General features: G+C 69.9%; 10 protein-coding genes and 5 pseudogenes. 4 read left to right on the top strand and 11 right to left on the bottom strand.

All coding sequences use genetic code 11. The features are described 5' to 3' along the window. Positions 1 to 193: 193 nt before the first annotated feature. The 6 genes and pseudogenes from AB0N14_RS15895 to AB0N14_RS15870 all read right to left on the bottom strand — a co-directional run. Positions 194 to 2,148 (bottom strand): annotated as a pseudogene (locus AB0N14_RS15895) (glycoside hydrolase family 2 TIM barrel-domain containing protein); the annotation flags it as partial. A 1-nt stretch (position 2,149) separates the two neighbouring features. Beyond that, positions 2,150 to 2,557: pseudogene (locus tag AB0N14_RS15890) on the bottom strand (carbohydrate ABC transporter permease); the annotation flags it as partial. Then, on the bottom strand, positions 2,449 to 2,931 hold the full coding sequence (locus AB0N14_RS15885; RefSeq protein ID WP_366026237.1) for a ricin-type beta-trefoil lectin domain protein: 483 nt from the start codon (positions 2,929 to 2,931) through the stop codon (positions 2,449 to 2,451). The gene AB0N14_RS15885 and the pseudogene AB0N14_RS15890, both read right to left, overlap by 109 nt. Before the next feature lie 26 nt (positions 2,932 to 2,957). Further along, complete coding sequence (locus AB0N14_RS15880; protein ID WP_366026236.1) at positions 2,958 to 3,368, bottom strand: glycoside hydrolase; 411 nt, start codon at positions 3,366 to 3,368, stop codon at positions 2,958 to 2,960. Between the two features lie 18 nt (positions 3,369 to 3,386). Further along, positions 3,387 to 3,542 (bottom strand): annotated as a pseudogene (locus tag AB0N14_RS15875) (transcriptional regulator); the annotation flags it as partial. Between the two features lie 62 nt (positions 3,543 to 3,604). Beyond that, positions 3,605 to 4,849 carry a D-arabinono-1,4-lactone oxidase gene (locus AB0N14_RS15870; RefSeq protein ID WP_366026235.1) on the bottom strand — a complete coding sequence of 415 codons (1,245 nt, stop codon included), beginning with the start codon at positions 4,847 to 4,849 and terminating at the stop codon, positions 3,605 to 3,607. A 223-nt stretch (positions 4,850 to 5,072) separates the two neighbouring features. On the opposite strand from AB0N14_RS15870, the gene AB0N14_RS15865 reads away from it, so the two are divergent. The 4 genes and pseudogenes from AB0N14_RS15865 to AB0N14_RS15850 form a co-directional block, all read left to right on the top strand. Further along, positions 5,073 to 6,428 carry a radical SAM protein gene (locus AB0N14_RS15865; protein ID WP_366026234.1) on the top strand — a complete coding sequence of 452 codons (1,356 nt, stop codon included), beginning with the start codon at positions 5,073 to 5,075 and terminating at the stop codon, positions 6,426 to 6,428. A gap of 217 nt (positions 6,429 to 6,645) precedes the next feature. Then, positions 6,646 to 8,148 (top strand): cellulose-binding domain-containing protein, encoded by a 1,503-nt coding sequence (locus tag AB0N14_RS15860; protein WP_366026232.1) that lies wholly within the window; start codon positions 6,646 to 6,648, stop codon positions 8,146 to 8,148. A gap of 31 nt (positions 8,149 to 8,179) precedes the next feature. Beyond that, positions 8,180 to 8,443: pseudogene (locus AB0N14_RS15855) on the top strand (GTPase RsgA); the annotation flags it as partial. A gap of 16 nt (positions 8,444 to 8,459) precedes the next feature. After that, positions 8,460 to 8,776: pseudogene (locus tag AB0N14_RS15850) on the top strand (transposase); the annotation flags it as partial. 47 nt (positions 8,777 to 8,823) lie between these two features. Here AB0N14_RS15850 and AB0N14_RS15845 read toward each other — a convergent pair. The 5 genes from AB0N14_RS15845 to AB0N14_RS15825 form a co-directional block, all read right to left on the bottom strand. Next, on the bottom strand, positions 8,824 to 9,096 hold the full coding sequence (locus AB0N14_RS15845; RefSeq protein ID WP_366026231.1) for an acyl carrier protein: 273 nt from the start codon (positions 9,094 to 9,096) through the stop codon (positions 8,824 to 8,826). 137 nt (positions 9,097 to 9,233) lie between these two features. Then, complete coding sequence (locus tag AB0N14_RS15840; RefSeq protein ID WP_366026230.1) at positions 9,234 to 10,829, bottom strand: acyl-CoA ligase (AMP-forming), exosortase A system-associated; 1,596 nt, start codon at positions 10,827 to 10,829, stop codon at positions 9,234 to 9,236. 194 nt (positions 10,830 to 11,023) lie between these two features. After that, a complete protein-coding gene (locus tag AB0N14_RS15835) occupies positions 11,024 to 12,019 on the bottom strand; it encodes a TauD/TfdA family dioxygenase (RefSeq protein ID WP_366026229.1) in 996 nt (331 codons plus the stop codon). A gap of 30 nt (positions 12,020 to 12,049) precedes the next feature. Next, positions 12,050 to 12,199, bottom strand: a complete 150-nt coding sequence (locus tag AB0N14_RS15830; RefSeq protein WP_366026228.1) for a hypothetical protein — start codon at positions 12,197 to 12,199, stop codon at positions 12,050 to 12,052. A 482-nt stretch (positions 12,200 to 12,681) separates the two neighbouring features. Beyond that, positions 12,682 to 15,086: Pls/PosA family non-ribosomal peptide synthetase (locus AB0N14_RS15825; protein ID WP_366026227.1), on the bottom strand; the 2,405-nt coding region annotated here is incomplete at its 5' end.

The following is a 15,086-nucleotide window of genomic DNA, read 5'->3' as shown; positions in this document are numbered from 1 at the left end:
CCGCCCGTGAAGTGCAGGCTCAGGCCGAGACCGGCGCCCGACGGCGACAGGCCGTACGCGGCGCGCAGGCCCGGGACCGCCGGGCCGTAGAGCGCCTGGAGCACGCCGATGAGGACGAAACCGACGCAGGACGCGGCCGCGGCCGGACGACTGAACAGCCGTCCGGCCGCGGAGGTCCTCAGGACCGTGTCCGTCAACTGACCTCCGAGAACACGAAGGAGAACTCCGCGGGCTCGGCCCGCAGGAAGTACTGCGGCAACGGGCCCGGACCGCACGACTGGGAACCGATACCGTGCTGGCCGTGGTCGAGGGTGACCCACACCGTGTCGCCGGGCGTGAGGTCGGTGCGGTGCCGGGCGGCGTCCAGCTGCTCTGTCGTCCAGCGCCGGGCGGTGAAGAAGAACTCCGGGTCGCCCTCGATGCGCAGCCCGCCGATCTCCGCCCACCGGACGTCGGCGCGGGCGCCGTTCTCCTGCGGGCGCACGTACGGCGTCTGCAGCCCGTCGACCGTGGACTCCCAGCGGCCGAGCTGAGAGGCCGACCTGGTGTCCGGGTACGCCTCGCCGGGGCCGCCCCCGAACCAGGTGACCCTGTCCGCCCCGCCGGACAGCCCGAACCGGATGCCGAGCCGGGGCAGCGGCACCGTCCAGTCGCCCTCGGGTGTGACGGACACGGCCAGCCGCAGCCTCTCCCCGTCCGACGACCAGCGGTACACGGTGGCGAGGCCCACCTCCCAGGCGGCGGGCGCCACCCGGGTCCGCACGGTCAGTGCCCCGTCGCCGAGCTCCACCGCGTCCAGACGGTGCCGCATGCGGTGCAGGCCCAGCTTGCGCCACATGAAGCCGTAGCGGAGGTCGGTCTGCCACTCGGCGCGGTTGTCGTTGTCGGTGGTGGCCCGCCACACGTCCAGGCGCAGGCCGGTCACGTCCACGCCGCCGACGGCCGTCAGCGCGCCCGTGCGGGCGTCGAAGGTGCCCGGGCCGAGGGTGATCCGGCCGTCGGTGAGCACGGGAGCCAGGCCCCCGGCGGCCGGGACCGGCACACGTCCGGTGACCGGGAACTGGCCCCACGCCACCTGGTGGCCCTTCGTGCCCCACGCGGTGTCCGCCGCCAGCACCGCCCGCACCGTCCACTGCGTCTCACCGCGGCGCACCTCGGGGGGGGCTCGGGCAGCTTGACCTCCGCCGACTCTCCGGCCGCGAGCACCGGCACCGACAGCGAGCCCGACTCCACGGTCTCGCCGTCGACCTGGAAGGACCACTCGAAGGCGAGCGCGGAGAGATCCGCGAAGTCGTGGGCGTTGCGGATCCGCACGGTACCGCCGTCACCGTCGCCCTCGACGCGGACCGGCTCGATCACCTTCTTGTACTCGACGAGGCCCGGCGACGGCTCACGGTCCGGGAACAGCAGACCGTCGCAGACGAAGTTCCCGTCGTGCAGCTCCTCGCCGAAGTCGCCGCCGTAGGCGTAGCCCAGCTCCGGGTGCTTGATGCCGTGGTCGATCCACTCCCAGATGAAGCCGCCCTGGAGCCGGTCGTAGGACTCGAACAGCCGCTGGTAGTCGGCGATGCCGCCGGGGCCGTTGCCCATGGCGTGCCCGTACTCGCACAGGATGAACGGCAGCTCACGCCGCTTGTGGGTGCCCCCGTCCAGGTGGCGGCCGATCTGCTCCACCTCGGCGTGGCTCGCGTACATCCGCGAGTACAGGTCCGTGTCACGGCAGTTGATGTCGCCCTCGTAGTGCACCAGCCGTGAGGAGTCACGCCCGTGGATCCACTCGGCCATCGCCGTCAGCCCGCGCCCGGTGCCGGCCTCGTTGCCGAGGGACCAGATCACGACCGACGGGTGGTTCTTGTCGCGCTCGACCATACGGGCGGCCCGGTCGAGCAGCGCCGGGGTCCAGCGGTCGTCGTCGACCGGGTTGTCGCGCCAGGCCTGCTCGACGAAGCCGTGGGTCTCCAGGTCGCACTCGTCGATGACCCACAGGCCGTACTCGTCGCACAGGTCCAGGAAGGCCGGGTGCGGCGGGTAGTGGGAGGTGCGGACGGCGTTGATGTTGTGCCGCTTCATCAGCAGCACGTCCTCGCGCATCGTCTCCAGGTCGAGCGCGCGGCCCTTCTCCGGGTGCCACTCGTGCCGGTTGACGCCCACCCCAGTAGCTGAGCCCGTCCACGCGCGCCGCCTCCTCCAGCTCCTTGGGGAACCCGAGGAAGTACTGCCGGAACAGGAAGCAGGTAAAACCGCTGAAGAGGCCCGGGATGATGAGTCCGCGGTAGGAGTCCACCCAGCCGAGTGACGACACGAGGACGAAATTCGGCACGAAGGTGACGGCCGTGGGGACTATCAGGGTCGCCAGGACCGCGTAGAAGACCTTGTTGGCGTGGCGGTAGGGGATGCGGGCGAGGCCGTAGCCGGCGAGGGAGCAGACCAGGAGGGTGCCGACCGTCGTCAGTACCGCGACGATCGCGGAGTTGACGAGCGAGCGGCCGAAGTCGACGGTGACGTCGTGGAACGGCTCGGCGATGTTGCTCCACTGGATGTGGCTGGAGAACCACTCGCGTTGAGCAGCCACCGCTGGGTGGCGTCACCGGTGTGGTCGGCGGCGGCGGTGAGCCCCGAACTTCCGGCGGTCAGATAGCCGTTCGCGCCCTTCAGGGTGCCGTCCGCGTCGTACGACCAGGACTGCTCGGTCCCGCCCGTGCAGGTGTCGATCGCGGCACCCGAGGCGCCCGCCGTCAGGCACTTGCCGGACTGCGCGCCCTTCAAGGCGCCCCTCACGGCCGTCGTGGCGTGCCCGCGCTGGTCGAGCACGAAGGTCGTGATCGAGCGCCCGGCGAGCGTGGCGGAGACCGTGGAGCCGTTCACGGCCGGCTTGTCGACCGAGGCCCAGTTCTCCGTGGCCGACGTCCTGACCGCCTTCTCGGCCCGCACCGGCGCCTTGCTGTTGAAGTGCAGGTTCAGCGCCGTGCCGGTGGTGTTGCGCCCTTGTCCCTGTTCCAGTCATAGGTGCCGTCGGCGTTCAGGAAGTCCTCGGCGGCGCGGGCCGGGGTGGTGACCGCGACGCCGCCACCGCCGATGTTGTAGCGGTACGAGCTGAGGTCCAGGCCCTCCTTCGAGAAGAGCAGCCCCGCGACCCGGGCCTGGACGGCCGGCGAGAAGTGCTGGAGGTCGTTGACCCACCAGGCACCGGAGGCGCCGATGTTGTCGATGCTCTGAGCGGCGTGCGGGGAGACCTCGGCCGCCTGGGGTTCGGCGGCGCCCGCGGGTGGGGCGGAGATCAGGGCGCCCGTGACAGCGAGTGCGGCTGCGGCTGTCGCGCGGACGGATCTGCGGGGGGAACGGATCGTGGATCTGCTGGTGCGCGTCAACGTGCGTCCCTTCCGTCGTCATGAAGGTGGCGCGGTACGGCTCCTCGTGAGGGTGGCGCTTCTGGGCCTCTGGCTGACCGACTGGAGCGCGCCTTCGAGGGCGAAGGTCGCGGCTCCGAGGCACACCGGGTCGGTGGGGATGGGGGACAGGACGATCTGCTACGCCGGGACCGGGCTTTCTACAAGGCTTAGGAAAGGGGGTTTAGGAAGTCGGGGAAGTCGGCCGCGCCCCTGTCTCAAAAGCCGAGAACCTCCCGCACGAACGCGTTCCGGAACTTGCCCGCCGGGTCCAGCTCCGCCGCCAGCGCCGTGAAGTCCTCCAGCCGCGGGTAGCGCTCGCGGAGCACCTGCGGAGGCAGAGTGAAGATCTTGCCCCAGTGCGGCCGCGCCTCCAAACCGTCCAGCGCCTCCTCGACCCGCCGCACCACGGGCAGCACGGCCGCCGTGTCCTCGACCCAGGTGAAGTGCAGCGCCACGGTGTCCCGCCCGTACGCCGGACTCAGCCACTGCGCGTCGGCGGCAACCGTCCGCACCTCGCAGGTCTGCAGCACGGGGGCGACCGTCGCCCGGATCGCGTCGAGGGCCTGCAGTGCCGCCGGCGCGTACGGGCGCGGCAGCAGGTACTCGGACTGCAGCTCGGCGCCGCTGCTCGGGGTGAAGTCCGCCCGGAAGTGCGGCAGCCGCTCGTGCCAGGGGCCCGGGACGCCGAACTGTTCGGTGCAGTTGACCGCGGGCATGCCCGGCACCGGGTGCATCGCCTCGGTGGCCGGGGAGGCCCACGGGAAGTCGGGCAGCGGCTGGTCCGTGCGGCGCTTGAGCCACACCTGCCTGAAGCCCGGGGCGCGCCAGTCGGTGAACAGGCTCACGCTGTACGCGGTCGCCGCCACGGTCTCGTAGTCGAGGCCCTCCAGGGGCAGCTCGGTGAAGACGTGCTGTTCGACCTCGTACGACGGCTCCAGGTCGAGGGAGAGGGCCGTGACCACGCCGAGCGCGCCGAGGGAGGTCACGGCACCGTCGAACCGGGGCTCGCCCCGGGAGATCAGTACCGTCGACCCGTCCGCGGTGACCAGCTCCACCTCGCGCACGGCCGAGGCGAGCGAGCCGTTGGTGACGCCCGAGCCGTGGGTGCCGGTCGCCACCGAGCCCGCCACCGAGATGTGCGGCAGGGAGGCCATGTTGTGCAGCGCGAGCCCGTGCTCGTGGACCACCCGGGCGAGCTCGGCGTACCGGACTCCACCGCCGACGCGCACCGTGCGGGCCGCCGTGTCGACGTCGACCTCGTCCGGCAGGGCGACGAGGGAGAGCAGGACGCCGTCGGCGCCCGGTTCGGCGATCTCGTTGAACGAGTGCCCGCTGCCGAGCACCCGCACGGCCGCGCTGTCCGCGACGAGCGAGCGCAGCGCCTGAAGTGAGTGCGGGCGGTGCAGTTCCTTGGCGGCGTAGGTGATGTTGCCGGCCCAGTTGGTCACGGTCTCGGTCATGCCGTCGTCCCTCCCCGGGGAATGCCAGTGGCTACCGGAATCCCAGCCGAACGGCACTGGGTGATCAAGCCCCGTTCGCATGCTGAACCCGACCTGCGAACAGGGCGAAAAGCGGCAGAAGTGGGCAACGTGTGCGTCGGGCGGGGACCCGGCACGTCCGGCCGTCCGGCGGAGGCATACCGTGAGGAGTCGAGCAATGCACGCCGGGAGCGAGGAGAACGGGATGGGTGACAGTCGCACCGCGCTGGTCGAGGACCTGATGGAGCGTTTCCCGCACGTGCCGCGGGAGGCCGTCTTCAAGGAGGACCTGCTGCGGGGTGGAGTCGCCTTCGACCAGTCGGCGCTCAGTGACACCGCCAACGAGGCCGCCGGCGACGTAAAGCCGAAGTCGTACTTCATCTTCTCCTTCGACCACGGCACCCTGCCGGAGCTGGGCGAGGCCGCGCTGCGCCGTCCGCCCGAGGAGATCATCCTCACCGGCGGCCCCTACGACCTGCGGCGGACCGTCGTCTCCGTACGGGTGAACCCCGCCTCGCCGTACCGGGTCGCCGCCGACGACGAGGGCCTGCTCGGGCTGTACCTCGACGGCAGGCGGATCGCGGACGTCGGCGTGCCGCCCATGCCGGAGTACTACCGGCACACCCTCTCCAACGGGAAGTCCGTGATGGAGGTCGCCCCCACCATCCAGTGGGGCTACCTGATCTATCTGACCGTCTTCCGGGTCTGCCAGTACTTCGGCGCCAAGGAGGAGTGCCAGTACTGCGACATCAACCACAACTGGCGCCAGCACAAGGCGGCCGGGCGGCCGTACACGGGCGTCAAGGACGTCGAGGAGGTGCTGGAGGCGCTCGAGATCATCGACCGCTACGACGCCCAGAAGGCGTCCACGGCCTACACCCTCACCGGCGGCGCGATCACCTCCAAGGTGGCCGGCCGTGACGAGGCCGACTTCTACGGGCACTACGCCAAGGCCATCGAGGAGCGCTTCCCCGGCCGCTGGATCGGCAAGGTGGTCGCGCAGGCGCTGCCGAAGGACGACGTACAGCGCTTCAAGGACTACGGCGTCCAGATCTACCACCCCAACTTCGAGGTGTGGGACCGCCGCCTGTTCGAGCTCTACTGCCCCGGCAAGGAGCGTTACGTCGGCCGGGACGAGTGGCACCGGCGCATCCTCGACTCCGCGGAGGTCTTCGGCGCGCGCAACGTGATCCCCAACTTCGTCGCGGGCGTGGAGATGGCCGAGCCCTTCGGCTTCGCCACGGTCGACGAGGCCATCGCCTCCACCACCGAGGGCCTGCGCTTCTTCATGTCGCACGGCATCACGCCCCGCTTCACCACCTGGTGCCCGGAGCCCACGACCCCGCTCGGCAAGGCCAACCCGCAGGGCGCGCCGCTGGAGTACCACATCCGGCTGCTGGAGGCCTACCGCGCCACCATGGACGACTTCGGGCTGTCCTCGCCCCCCGGCTACGGCCCGCCCGGCCCGGGCCGGGCGGTGTTCTCCGTCAGTTCGTTCATGGACAGTCTCCCGGCGGACGAAGCCGTGGGCGAAAAGGTCGAAGAACCGGCACATGCGTAACAATGCGATCACGGGCCCCGCGCGCTGAGTCGCAGCGGGGTCGTGGTCGTACAACTCCACAGCGCGCAACCACCGGCAACGGCATTTGAATACGCCGCTTGTCAGTTGTGTGGGAGTCGTGAAAGGCTCTGGGCCTGTCGTTGAGGCGACCCTCAACTCCCTTGTCTCTCGGGTGAGTTGGCTTGGCTTGTGGAAGCAGTTGACGCAGGAGCCCCCCATGCCCGACCTGCCGACCCCCCAGGACGCCGCCGAGGCCGCACTGTTCTCGGAGTGCTGGGACGCGGTCCTGTCGTACGCCGACCTGTGCACGTCCGGTTCGGCCGTCGGCAGGCAGCTGGCCACCGAGGCCTTCTCCCACGGCATCCAGGAGGTCCGCGCGGGCCAGGCCCAGGGGAAGGCCACCGGGCGCCGCGTGCCACGCCTGCCCCGGATCCCCCTGCTGCTGACCTCGGTGCGCACCACCGCCGCGGCCTGGGAGACGGAGGGCAGGGGACACCACCTCGACCCCGACCTGCGACTGTGGCTCAACTCCGACCACGCCGCCCGCTACACCGGGCCGCCCCTCCAGCGCCCGCTCGCCCTGCGCGGCCTGAAGGACATGCAGGAAGCGGACGCGGCCCTGCTGTGGCTCGCGGAGGTCGAGGCGCTGCCGCTGCCCGAGGTGGCCCGCCGGCTCGGCCTGGACCCGGCGTCCGCCGCCGAGGAACTGGCCCAGGTACGGGCCCTGTTCCGGGACCGTTGCCAGCGCAACCACCTCGACACGCCCATGGACCCCGACTGCCGCAGCTACGCCCGGCTGCTCGACGCGGTCACCCGCTCCTCGGGCGCGGAGACGCCCGAGGACCTCTCCCGGCACCTCGCGACCTGCGTGGAGTGCGCGGAGGCGGCGGCCTGCCTCAGGCTGCACGGCGGCGGCACGCCCGCCGCACTCGCGAGCGGGGTGATCGGCTGGGGCGGGCTCGCCTATCTGGAGCGGCGCCGCCGGGCGGCGGAGGCCGGACTGACCGGCGGGCGCGCGGACGCGGGCACGGACCGGGGCATCACCGTGGGGGACCAGGCACGGTCCCGGATCGGCCGCACCGGGATCCTCGCCGCCGCCGTGATCGTGTCCGCGCTCGCGCTCACCGTCTCGCTGCTGCAACTGGGCAGCTCGGACGGGGACGACACCACCGCGGGCAGCGCGGTGACCGGCCAGTCGGTCACCGCACCGGGGCTGTCCTCGTCGCCCCGCGGCCCGTCCGCCGGCAACGGCACGGCCGGCGCCTCCGCCACCTCCCGTCCGGCCGGCTCCCACAGCGCGACGAGGAGCGGGGACTCCGACACCGAACCGCAGGGCACGTCGACGAGCCCGGTCGACGACCCGTCCACCGCCTCCGGCCCCGACAAGGCCACCCCGCCGACGTGCCGGGTGAAGTACGAGGTGGTGAACCAGTGGCCGGACGGCTTCCAGGCCCAGGCCACGGTCACGGTGACCTCGACCAGGGCGCTCGCCGACTGGCGCATCGGCTGGACGTTCCAGGACGGCCAGCGCATCACCCAGATGTGGGACGGCACCTACGCCCAGGACGGCCCCGAGGTCACCGTGAAGGCCGCCGACTACAACAAGCGGGTCGCCGCGAACGGCACGTTCACGGTCGGCTTCCTCTCCTCCTGGCACGGCAGCAACGCGCAGCCGCGTGCCTTCACGGTGAACGGGGCGCGCTGCACTACGGTGAGCTGAACCCGCCGGAAAAAAAGGTGTTGACCGGCCGCTGAGGCGGCGGGCTAAGGCGGCGGGGCTGATCGCCGGGCGCGTCGTCCGCGTCGACCAAGGCCAGTGCGACGTGGTCACCGCCGACGGGCCGCTGCGCGCCGACACCGCCTTCGTCACCCCGCACGGCCCCCTGCGGGTCGTGTGCACCGGCGACTGGGTCGCCGTCGAACCCGAGGGCAACCCCCGCTGCGTACGGACGTATCTGCCGCGCCGTACCGCCTTCGTGCGCTCCACCTCCTCCAAGCGGTCCGAGGGGCAGGTCGCGCCGGCTCGGGCCGGGCCGTCCGTGCACCAAGCCGGACAAGGTCCGCGCGGACAAGGCGTACGGCTCCCGCGCGAACCGCGCCTATCTGCGGCGAAGCCAAATCCAGTGCACGTCCCCGAGAAGCACGATCAGATCACCGACCGCAAGGAGCGCGGCTACCGCGGCGGACGCCCGCCGAAGTTCGACGCGGTCGACTACCGCGAGCGCCACGCGGTCGAGTGCGGCATCAATCGCCTCAAAAGGCACCGTGCGGTCGCCACGCGGTACGACAAGCTCACCGTCCGCTACGAGGCGACTGTCCGCAATGCCGTCATCAATGAGTGGCTGTGACCAGCACATTGAAAACACGCCCTGTACTCGACTCCGCGGAGCGCCTCTCAGCGCACCTTGGACTCCACGAAGGCCGCGAGCCGCCCGAGGGTTTCGAAGGTGTCACCGACGATCTCGTCGATCTCGATCTCGATCCCGAACCGTTTCCGCAATGCGACGATGAGCTTGACGACGGTGAGCGAGTCGAGCTCAGGAAGATTGCCGTACAGTCCCGTCTCCGGCCCGAGGTCATCGGCCTGGTCCTCGATGTCCAGCGTGACCACCACGACGGCCTTGACGTCCTCGAAAATCGCCTGCGAGATCTCTGGCGAGCGAGTCATATGGCTTCTCCTCATCGGTCGTTCAGACCCGGCGGCCTGCGCCACACCGACACCTCCGTCGGTGTCGAATGGCCGAGGAACGCTGTGGGACTGGCCGTCATCCCTTAGGCGCGGGCCTGTGCGCGAAGAGCCTGCGGTCATGCGGGGTCCTGAGGGCGGGAGGCGGTGAGCTCGTGGCGAAGGAATGCCCGGTCGAATTTGCCGTTCGGCGTTCGAGGCAGGACATCAAGAACCACCACCTCGGCGGGCACCATGTAGCCGGGTAGTTCCTGCCGCAGGCGTGCGGTCACCGCGGCCGGGTCGAAGCCGGCGGGATCGCAAGGTGTCACGACGAGGACGGTCCGGTGGCCAAGTGCCTCGTCCTCGAGGCCGAGCGCGACGGCATCGTGGACCAGGCCAGTCTCGTACGCCACTTCCTCGATCTCTTGCGGGCTGACCCGATATCCCCGTGTCTTGATCATGTCGTCACGCCGTCCGACGAAGTACAGGAAGCCCTCCTCGTCGCGGACGACGACATCGCCGGACCAGACCGCCAGCTCGGGCGTACACAACTCGACCGGACGGTTCGGCGGCGGCCGGAACCGCTCGGCCGTGCGCTCCGCGTCATTCCAATAACCCAACGTGACAAGCGGACCTCGGTGCACCAGTTCACCCGGCTCTCCCGGACCACACAGGCCGCCGTCCTCCCGGACCACGAGTATCTCGGCGTTCGGGATGGCCTTGCCGATCGAATCGGGCCGCCGGTCGACCTCCCGGGGATCGAGGTAGGTGGAGCGGAACGCCTCTGTGAGGCCGTACATCAGGTATGGCGCTGCGGTCGGGAAGATCGCTCGCAGTCGTTCCAGGGTAACGCGCGGGAGTCGCCCCCCGGTGTTTGCGAAGTAGCGCACCCCGGCCACGGCCTCGGACGGCCACGTCTGGGCTGCGAGCTGGATCCATAGCGGCGGTATGCCCACCAGCCCGGTGATGCGGTGCTTCGCGCACGGCCGGACGACATCCCCCGGCAGCAGGTAGTTGGCGAGCACCACATGGGCGCCGACGCAGAAGCCGGTCGTCAATTGGCTCAGTCCGGCGTCGAAGCTCAGCGGGAGAACGGCCAGGATTCGGTCCTCTGCCGTGTTGTTCAGGTAAGTGCTGACGCTCTCCGCGCCGACGACGAGGTTGCGGTGCGACAGCACGACGCCCTTCGGGGCCCCGGTGCTCCCCGACGTGTAGAGGATCGCGGCCACATCCGTGTCGACGCCGCCCGTCGGAGGACACACGGCCTGGCTCGCGCCCTCGGCGACCATCGACCATGGGAGCACGCGGTAAGGGGCTTCCTCGTCCTCAACAAGCCAGTCGCCCAGCACGAGGACGTGGGAGAGTGACTTGCAGGCGGCGAGCTCGGCGCGCAGGGTCCGCAGCCGGTCCGTGGAGGTCACCAGTACCCGCACGGCGCAGTCGTCGAGGATGTGCCTCACCTGTCCGGCCCGCAGCGCGGGATTCACCGGGACGAACACGCCACCGGCCCGCGAGCAGGCGAGCAGCGCCACGACGGTCTCGATCCTCTTGTCGAGGAAGACCGCGACGCGCTCGCCACCATCGAGGCCGAGGTCGCGCAGGCCGGCGGCTGCGAGCTCCGTCCGCTCGTGCAGATCGGTGTAGGAGACCGTGGTCGTCCGTGCGGTCAGGGCGGGCGCACCGGAGTTGCGTTGGGCGGATCTCGCAACGAGGTCCGGCAATCGGGTGATCATTTCGGCGGATTCCTTTCTGTCGCCTTTGCCTGGCAGCCGACGAATCCCAGCCCCCTGCCCTGCGCCGGCTCGTCTCCGAGGGCAGGGCCGGGATCGCCTGGGCGCTGGACGCGGGGGTTCGACAGCTCGCGCGGTGGACCTGGGCACCGGAGACGACCGCCAACGGTCGCACGAGGGACGTGGTCATCCGGCGTTCACCTGACGGTCGGCGAGCAGTCGGCCAGGCGCACCGGGTCGACCATCCCGACCAGGACTTCACGCGGTCCGGTGAAGGGCTCCCTGCTGTGTGCGCTGCGGATGTTGTCGACGAGCATCAGATCGCCCGCCTGCCAGGGCTCCCGCATGGTTTTGGCCTTGTACACCTCGTTGAGCAGCTGCACGACGTCCTCGCCTATCGGGTCGCCGCCCCCGAAGCGGGTGGTGAACGGCAACCCCTCGGCGCCGTAGGTGTCGACTAGGAACTCGTGCACCTCGGGGTCGAGCGTCCACTCGTTGAGGAAGGCGATCTGGTTGAACCAGCAGCGCCGCCCGGTGACCGGGTGCCGCACCACCGCGCTGCGGCGCTGCCAGGTGCACAGCCCTCCATCGGGTTGCCACTCGAACTCGATGGCATTGGCGCGGCAGTAGCTCTCGACCGCGCCACGGTCCTCGGTGCCGAACGCCTCGGCGACCGACGTGCCGATCTCCTCGTTGTAGTTGCGGACGAGCATCCAGCCCTCCCGCTCGAACCGTTCAACGAGGTCACCGGGCAGCGCGTCGAGCGCGGCCGTCGAGTCCGCCACGCCGGTCGCCCCGCCCTTGGCGGGCGCGGACAGGCACGCGAAGAGCATCAGGCCGGGAAACTCCAGCCGGTAGCTCAGTTCGTGGTGCATGCACATCGGCTGGTTCGGCGGCCACTTCGAGGAGGAGTACACGCCCTCTGCGTAGGTCCGCCGGGAGGCGAAGGCCTCTCTCTCGGTCATCACACCTGTGCGGGCCAGTTGGTGGAAGACGGCGACGGTCTCGGCCGCGTCGCGCAGCCCGAGGTCGCGGACGAGGACCGATCCGTGCTCGGCGACCACCGCGCGCAGCGCCACGCGGTGCTCGGCTGCCCAGCGCACCGCGTCGTCGGCAGGCCTGGTGTGGAGGATCGGCGGTTTGCCGGGTCGCAGGTCCACCTCGAGCAGCGCCGCCTGGGAAGAGGACGACATCTCGTTTCTCCTTGGTTCCTCGATGTCCACTCAGGAAGGAGCCACCGATTCGGTGACACATGGCACGCCCGGTGCTGTCTCGAGCCTGTCGTCGACCAGCACGGCCAGATCGGCGAGGACCGGGTGGTGGGTGAGGTCCTCTAGGGAGACTGCGCGGTCCAGGGCGATCGCCAGCCGCACCGCCGACAGCGACGTGCCGCACCGATCGGGTCGAACTCGGTCTCGAACGCCGGCCCGGCCACGCCCGGCTCGCGCTTGAACTCGTCCAGCGCGAAGTCCCTGTTGCTGTAGCAGGTCCCGACTCGACCCGAGCGGTGTCCTGCAGCAGCGACCGCCAGGAGCGGGCTTCGGTCGTGAGCGGGCGGGGCAGCGGCCGCCCACCGGGCCCGGCCGCGTAGCCGATCACCACGTCCTGCTCGCCGGACAGCGCCGCCAGCACCTTCGCGTGCGCGGCCGGCGCCGCCGAGTGCAGCGGCAGCTCCAGCTCATAGGCCGGCCGGCGCACGCCTGCCGCGAGGTCGTCATCAAGGGTCGCGACGTGCTCGGCGACGCCCGGTGCCGGGTCGAGCGTCCACCGCGGGATCGCGGTCGCGCGGCCCGCGCGCAGGACAGCCCGCCAGAACTCCCGGCCGGTTTCAATCCGATTGTCCATCGAATCGTCCCTACGATGCACGTTTGCCGGGTGTCAGTCGCCGCGGACGAGCACGGCGGCGCAGTCGTCGAGGCTGATCCTGCGCACCTGAAAGGTCAGCCGACTGCTCGCGCATCTTCTTGGCCGGGTTCCCGCCCCACAGTGCGTGCGGTGGCATTTCCTCGCCCTTCATGAGGAAGGAGCTGGTGGCAAGCACCGCGCCGTCGCCCATTGTCACGCCGTAGTGGACGAATGCGCCGACACCGAGCGTGCAGTCAGCACCGATCACGATGCGGTCCGACTTGAATCCTCCGTCCTCCTGCGAGTGGCACTGAATGATGGTGTCCACATTGAGGGTGCAGTCGTCCCCGATCGTGGTGAACGTCCGCTCGGGCACGCGGAGGCCGTCGTCGAAGACCCGGCGGCCGATCCGCATACCCAGCAGCCGCCAGATCACGTTCTTGAGCGGGGTGCCGTTGAAGACGAGGACATAGGCGAGGGAACTCACTTTCCAGAAGCGTTCGTGCCGCCAGAAGGCGCGGTCGTAGATCGAGCAGCCCTGCGGCCGCAAGGCCTGCAGCGGCCGGACCAGCCGGTCGACCAGGACGTTGTAGGCGACGGTGAAGACGAAGACCCCGGCGGTGGCCAGTGCAAACGCGAGCGCACCCAGGGAGCCCCAGAGGTCGATGGCGGCCAGGTAGAGCACGGTGACGATGAAGATGAAGATCCAGCGCACCAGCAGGAACAGCGCCATGCTGATGGTGTTGTAGACGTTCTTGGCCCGGAGGCGGCGGTGCAGCTCGTCCTTGCTCCCCAGGTCGAGTTGCTTGTCACGCTTGACCGACCGCGGGATCACGAAGCTGGGCGCGCCCAGCAGGCCCACGCCTTCCCGCACCTGTCCGTCGAGGGGAGCCATGACCTTCGTCGCGAGGAGGCAGTTGTCGCCCGTCTTGCCCTGCGCGGGATAGGCGATCATGTTCCCGAGGAAGTTCTCTGCCCCAATCGACACGCGGGACACCCGGAAAGACGTGTTCGAGTAATCGGCATTGATGACGGACAGCCCGTCCGCGACCATCGTTCCGCTGCCGACCGCGCTGAGGAACGGGGTGTCGTGCTTGACCATTTCGCCGAAGTTCGAACCGGTCTGCCGCACCCCGCGAAGGTCGTAGCCCAGCCAACGCAGGTAGTGGACGATGTATGAGGTGCCACCGAAGAGAGTTACGTGGAACCTGCTGTTGCTCGTGCGGGCGATCGCGCGGTGGATCCAGTAGTGGAATCCGTACAGCGGGTAGACCTTGTCCGGCTTGATGAAGAGGTTCAGCACGCGCGGAACGGTTCCCACGAACACGAGGCCGACGAGCACGGCGCCGAAGAAGAGCACGGCGGACATGACCAGCGCGTCGTCGCGGTAGAACGCCCAGCTCGTGAAGGAGACCGGTCCCGCGGCCAACAGCGTGACGAGCTGCGGGATCTTCGTGAGCGCGAGGACCACGATGACGAACATCAGCGGCGTACCCACCAGAAGCAGGTTCACCAGCTGCACGGTCGCGAAGACGACCCGTCGCCGGGTGGTGACGTCCATCGTGGGGATCCGCTGGCAGTCAACGTCGGTCGGCTGCGCGGGGGAGCCGTGCCAGCGCTCCCCGTCGGGCACGGTCTGTCCGGCGTGCAGCGAGGAGGAGTGCCCCAATTGGGCCCCGTCACCCAGTGAGGTCCAGATGTCGAGCACCGTCATCTCGCCGACGAGCGCGTCCTTGCCAAGGCTGACCGCGCCCGTCTGGATGATGCCGTTGTGGGCCCGGTAGCCGTTGAAGAACGAATCCTTCCGGATCACCGCGCCGTCGCCGATGCTGAGCAGGTCGGTGCACACGGGCACGTTCCTGGAGAAGATGACGGCGCCGCGCCCGACCTTCGCGCCCAGTGCCCTCAGGTAGAGCACGTAGAGCGGTGAACCGACGAACAGCGCCATCGGGTTCCGCTGCACCAGGGTCTTGACGAGCCAGAAGCGGAAGTACGCCATGCTCCAGACGCGGATCTGCTGCGGCTTCCACCGGCCAATAAGCAGCCACTTGAGAAGGATCGGAAGGGCGCAGAGGCCGAGGAACATCGCGCCGCCGTACGCGACCGCCCGCAGGTAGATGCCGACCGGGTTCGGGCTGGACGAGGCCCATGCGTAGCCCTTCACCGCGACGATCGCGGTAAGGGCGGGGTAGCCGAGGAGGAACAGGAGCTGCAACGCCCCGCAAAGGACGTACTCACCATTGCGCGCCCGCCTCGGCGGCTCAATGAGAGCCGCCGGAGTTGGCTGCGAGGCAGGCCTGGTTTTGGTGTCGGTAGTGGTGTTGGCGAGGGCGGCTGCAAGTCTTCGAATCGTCGGGTGCTTGTAGACGTCCGGCATCGACACGGAGGGCAGGTCGGCCTGCTTGCGCGCCCGGG

This window comes from Streptomyces sp. NPDC051104, assembly GCF_040682835.1.
Lineage (GTDB): Bacteria > Actinomycetota > Actinomycetes > Streptomycetales > Streptomycetaceae > Streptomyces > Streptomyces cynarae.
This window is presented reverse-complemented; position numbering and strand designations above follow the sequence as displayed.

What these genes read in the sequence shown, in the direction of transcription:
- AB0N14_RS15845 (WP_366026231.1), bottom strand. Translation starts at nt 9,096, where the DNA reads ATGACTCGCTCGCCAGAGATCTCGCAGGCGATTTTCGAGGACGTCAAG.
- AB0N14_RS15865 (WP_366026234.1), top strand. Translation starts at nt 5,073, where the DNA reads ATGGGTGACAGTCGCACCGCGCTGGTCGAGGACCTGATGGAGCGTTTC.
- AB0N14_RS15840 (WP_366026230.1), bottom strand. Translation starts at nt 10,829, where the DNA reads ATGATCACCCGATTGCCGGACCTCGTTGCGAGATCCGCCCAACGCAAC.
- AB0N14_RS15860 (WP_366026232.1), top strand. Translation starts at nt 6,646, where the DNA reads ATGCCCGACCTGCCGACCCCCCAGGACGCCGCCGAGGCCGCACTGTTC.
- AB0N14_RS15870 (WP_366026235.1), bottom strand. Translation starts at nt 4,849, where the DNA reads ATGACCGAGACCGTGACCAACTGGGCCGGCAACATCACCTACGCCGCC.
- AB0N14_RS15835 (WP_366026229.1), bottom strand. Translation starts at nt 12,019, where the DNA reads ATGTCGTCCTCTTCCCAGGCGGCGCTGCTCGAGGTGGACCTGCGACCC.